Annotated in this window: 6 protein-coding genes; 2 read left to right on the top strand and 4 right to left on the bottom strand. The window is 67.0% G+C overall.

Going from position 1 to position 4133, the window contains the following annotated elements; translation table 11 throughout:
- Positions 1–12 precede the first annotated feature (12 nt).
- Positions 13–609: a Uma2 family endonuclease gene (locus tag ACFWPJ_RS26305; RefSeq protein WP_378855178.1), complete on the bottom strand. Its 597-nt coding sequence runs from the start codon at positions 607–609 to the stop codon at positions 13–15.
- Positions 610–750: 141 nt separating this feature from the next.
- Between ACFWPJ_RS26305 and ACFWPJ_RS26310 the strand changes: the two genes are divergently transcribed.
- On the top strand, positions 751–1035 hold the full coding sequence (locus ACFWPJ_RS26310; protein WP_378855180.1) for a hypothetical protein: 285 nt from the start codon (positions 751–753) through the stop codon (positions 1033–1035).
- 131 nt (positions 1036–1166) lie between these two features.
- On the opposite strand, the gene ACFWPJ_RS26315 is transcribed toward ACFWPJ_RS26310, so the two are convergent.
- Positions 1167–1292: a hypothetical protein gene (locus ACFWPJ_RS26315; protein ID WP_378855182.1), complete on the bottom strand. Its 126-nt coding sequence runs from the start codon at positions 1290–1292 to the stop codon at positions 1167–1169.
- Between the two features lie 309 nt (positions 1293–1601).
- Here ACFWPJ_RS26315 and ACFWPJ_RS26320 point away from each other — a divergent pair, with 309 nt between their 5' ends.
- On the top strand, positions 1602–1814 hold the full coding sequence (locus ACFWPJ_RS26320; RefSeq protein ID WP_378855184.1) for a hypothetical protein: 213 nt from the start codon (positions 1602–1604) through the stop codon (positions 1812–1814).
- A gap of 8 nt (positions 1815–1822) precedes the next feature.
- Here the strand turns inward: ACFWPJ_RS26320 and ACFWPJ_RS26325 are convergent, their stop codons facing one another.
- Both ACFWPJ_RS26325 and ACFWPJ_RS26330 read right to left on the bottom strand, forming a co-directional pair.
- Positions 1823–3397 (bottom strand): alpha/beta hydrolase, encoded by a 1575-nt coding sequence (locus ACFWPJ_RS26325; RefSeq protein WP_378855186.1) that lies wholly within the window; start codon positions 3395–3397, stop codon positions 1823–1825.
- 298 nt (positions 3398–3695) lie between these two features.
- Positions 3696–4133, bottom strand: a 438-nt coding sequence (locus ACFWPJ_RS26330; protein ID WP_378855188.1) for a TIGR02452 family protein, incomplete at its 5' end; no start/stop codon positions are given.

A 4133-nucleotide genomic window follows, 5' to 3' on the forward strand; every position in this document is an offset into this window, starting at 1 on the left:
GTCGATGGTGATTTAGGTGGAGTCGGCATGCGACCAAGTGCCGGCCAGGAGGTAGTTGGCCTTGTGGAGCGGTGATACGCCTGCCGGCAAGGCCCCGGTTCCAGATGCCAGGCCGTATGCCTGCACATACGCGATCTCGCTGCGCCGCGGATGCAGGGTGACTTCCCAGTACCACGGAATGCCCGCAGCCGCGTATCTGGCCCTTTTGGCTTCCATTTCGGCCGCGGTGTTCGATGGGGAGAGAACCTCGCCGACCAGGAGCGCATCGTCCGCGCGAACGTGCGCGTACGCCTTGTCCAGGCATCGATGGATCATGAAGTCTGGAGTCACGAAATCGGATTTACCTTGCCGACCGAAGAAGACGTTCGTCTCGGTACGAACCCGCCAGCGCTGCTCGGGCTCGGTGTCCATGGCGCGCTTGGCGTCTCGGCGAAGAGCATTCCACAGCAGGTTGCCGGCTTCCTGATGTTCTCCTGGCTCGCGCCGCGTCCAGACCACGCGCCCGCCCCACAGTTCGATGCGGGAGGCGATTTCCTCGGGCAGCTGCTCGAGCTCTTCCCACGTCATGTATTCGGGCAGGTCGGGGCGCTGGGGGTGCGCGTTCGTCATCGCGCAATGATAGTCCCGGGTGCGACTTCCGCTGCCCGCTCGTCAGGTCCGGAGGTGTTGGAGGTAGGCGGCGTGCACGACGGTACGGAGTTCAGTGAGTCGGTTCATGCGTCGTGAAATCGTGCGCGTCACGAGTATTGGATGAAATGTTTGCATTTCATTCCGCGGATTACCGCTGTGGTGTTCGCTGAGCGGATGAAGAAGTTCGTCACAGTCGCAGCACTGTCCTGCGTGATCCTCGGGGTGCCCGCAGTCGCCTCCGCCGCTCCCGTCGAGACCGCGCCGGTCGCCGACTCCGGCTCGTCGCAGGCAGGCTCCGGCTCATCGGATGCGGCGCTCGTGTGTTCGCCGATCGCGCAACTGCTGTTCGCCACCGGCAGCGTCGAGAAGCCCCCGCTCTACGACCTGCTCTGCCTGTTCACATAATTCTCGGACGTGGCGCTGCCCGTTCGGCAAGCTCGGTGAGCATCTTGTCCAGTGTGTACCAGGCGAAAACTGAACCAGGGCACGGACTCTGCTGAGTCCGTGCCCCTGGTTCGTTCGGGAACGCTGTTCGGTCAGAGGCCGATGCCGGACTTCAGGGTCGGCCACGAATCGTGCAGCATGGTCTGCCAGTACGGCCAGGAGTGGGTACCGAGCAGGTAGTACTTGGTCGTGGCGGCAATATTGTCGGGGGTCACCACCGCGGTTGACGGTGGTGGCCCGCACAATGCTCTGCCCTCCGGGGTTGCTGGTGGACCCCGGGTTACGCGTCCGGCCACTTCCTCGCTCCCAGCCCCGCTGTGGGGGTGTGCAGCAACGGAGGTGTCGTCCTCGGCTCGGTCGGCTGAGAACTTCGGGCCGGGCGTCGCGTCGGCAGAACGCGCCGCCCGGCGTATTCGGCCGTTTCACTCCGCGGGTTTCCGGTGTGGGTTGGCGCACAGCGCAAGGGTTCTCGTGCCACCGCAACTGGGGGCGTGCGCAGCGCGCGCGTGGTCGGGCACGGTAGAGCGATGAAGAAGCTCGCGGTGTCCGCCGCCCTCGCAGTGTTCCTGCTAGCCCCCGCTGTCAGCGCGACCACCGCGCATGCCGAGGAACCGGTCGCGGACAGCGGCTCGTCGAGCCTGGATGTCCTGTGCAGCCCCATCGGCGGCGTCCTCGTCCTCGCGGGCAGCGCCGAGAACCGCTTCGGCCCGATGCTCGGCCTGATGTGCCTCAATCGCTGACGCGCTGGTCAGCTGAAGGGGGATCGGTCGATGCCGCAGCGCAAGCCCTCTGGCGGCAGCTCGCCGGTGAACAGGTAGTCGCGCTTGACGTGCTCGGCGCAGGTGCTCGCCACGTACATGCTGCTGTGGCCTGCGCCTTCCACTACGACCACCCGGGCGTGTGCCAGCTGGCCTGCGCCCACATAGGCGCCGCGCAAGGGGGTTGCCGGGTCGAATCTGCTGTTCAGGATCAGGATCGGGGCCGCGGTCTCGCGATTCCACGGACCGGTGTAGCGGTCGGCGTCGTGGGCGGGCCAGAACGCGCAAGGGGTGGCGTTGAAGACGGCGGTGCGGCCGAAATAGGGGACCCGCAGATCTTCGACGGCACCGACCCGACTGTAGATCGCGGGGTCGGTCGGGACGGTGCTGTCGGTGCATTGGATCGAATAGAACGCCTCGATCCGGTTGCCCGGATGTTCCTTGTCGAAGATCGCGTCGTGTGTGACCGCCGGGAGCAGTGATGTTCCGGCATCGAAGAGTTGCTGTAGCAGGATCGCCAGGTCCGCATAGGTATCCGGGCGGGCCAGACTGCCCGCGGCGGCCACGATCTGCCCGTAGGACCACGATGTGCCGTCGACCGCGATGGGGGCCAGCCGCGCGCGTTCGGCGAGCGCGATCCACTTGAGTTTCGGCTCGCCCGCCGAGAACGCGCAGGCCGGACCCGCGGCCGAGCAGTCACGCAGGAAGGCGTCGAAGGTCTCGGCGATGGCGTCGGCCACGCCCTGCCTGGTATCGAGCGGGAGGTTCGCGCCATCGGCGCCGTGCCCGTTCACATTGCCCTCGAAGTCCAGTGACCCGTCCAGCGCCATCGCCCGCACCCGGCCGGGGAACATGTTGGCGTAGACCGCGCCGACCTGGGTGCCGTAGGAGATGCCGTGATAGGTCAGCGCCGCATCGCCCACCGCCCGTCGCAGCAACTCCAGGTCACGGGCGGTATTCGCGGTCGAGGCGTGCGCCAGGATCGGGCCCGCGGACGCGCCGCAGCGGGCGGCGATATCGGCGGAGCGGGCGAAGAACTCCGGTTCGTCGGCGGGTCCTGCCGGGGTGCCGGGGAAGGTCGCGAAGTAGGCCTGTTGTTCCTCGGCCGAGGCGAAACAGCTGGTCGGAGCGCTGCGTGAGACCGAACGAGGATCCCACGACACCAGATCGAACCGGGCCCGCAGTTCCTCGGAGAACAACCACGGCCACCGCGCCCGCTCGCGGAGCCGGTCGACCCCCGACGGTCCCGGCCCGCCGAAGTTCACGAACAGGGTGCCGATCCGGCGACCGGGATCGGTCGCGGGCAGCTTGATCACCGCCAGCTCGATCTGTTCGCCCCGCGGGCTGTGGTAGTCCAGCGGTACCCGCGCCCACGTGCAGGAGAAGCCGTCTTCGCAGTCCGACCACTGCAACGCCGGAGTGCTCGCGGCTTCGGCGAGCTGATCGACGTACGGATCGGCCGCGCCTGCGGGGGCCGGGACGGTGAGAGCGCCGATGCCGAGCAGAACAGCGAGAACGCGGGTCCAGCTGCGGCGAGTTCCACGGCGCCGAGAGCGCGAATACAACTGCCGAGCCTCCTGCACAGATCGGACGAACCCTCGCGAAGCTATCACAAAGTGAGCCAGGCTCACGATCGGAAAGCGCTTGTGCGCGAGGGGAATCGCATAGGGTGAACTCTTGGTGTTCGTCAGTGCCTCGCTGCGGCCAGGCCACGTGTCCGCCCCATAGCTCGATCTGCGCCGCGATCTGCTCGAGCTCGTCCCCATGAGGTGCTGGGTTCGCCGAGCCTGACCGCTGCGGCCAAGTCGCCGCCGTTCTCCTCGCCGGCTGATCCGGCCGCATGACCCCTACATGCACTCGGATCTACTCTGCCGCGAAGACGGTTCGGAAGGTAGTGAGGATGGTCTCGCCGGGGGTCCGGTCCAGTATTGCGAAGGTGATCTCGTCGAAGTGCCCGTTGAACCGCCCACCATCGGCTAGCAGTGCATGGAAGGCACCGGCCACCATGCCGGGGTCGTTGCCGTAGGCGCCGCAGCCCCAGGCGCCCAGTACCAAACGTCGGTAGCCGACGGCTGTTTCGAGAATGCGCTCGGCGCGGGTGGCCAGCATCGCGGGTATGCGATGCGCCTCGCTCGCCAGCTCCTGCATGATCACGTTGGTCCGGGGCGCCGGGCAGGTGAGGAAGCCGACCGTATAGGGGCTGTCGAGCAGGATTCCCGTGTCGTCGCGGAAGACAGGCACGGCGGGAGACAGGATCACGCGGTCGCTGTAGAAAGGGTCCGGTGTGCGTCGGTGGTGCTC

It is taken from the genome of Nocardia sp. NPDC058497, assembly GCF_042720195.1.
In the GTDB taxonomy this organism is placed as follows: domain Bacteria; phylum Actinomycetota; class Actinomycetes; order Mycobacteriales; family Mycobacteriaceae; genus Nocardia.

Coding starts and splice junctions, on each gene's coding strand:
- ACFWPJ_RS26305 (WP_378855178.1), bottom strand. CDS start 609: ATGACGAACGCGCACCCCCAGCGCCCCGACCTGCCCGAATACATGACG.
- ACFWPJ_RS26310 (WP_378855180.1), top strand. CDS start 751: ATGAAATGTTTGCATTTCATTCCGCGGATTACCGCTGTGGTGTTCGCT.
- ACFWPJ_RS26320 (WP_378855184.1), top strand. CDS start 1,602: ATGAAGAAGCTCGCGGTGTCCGCCGCCCTCGCAGTGTTCCTGCTAGCC.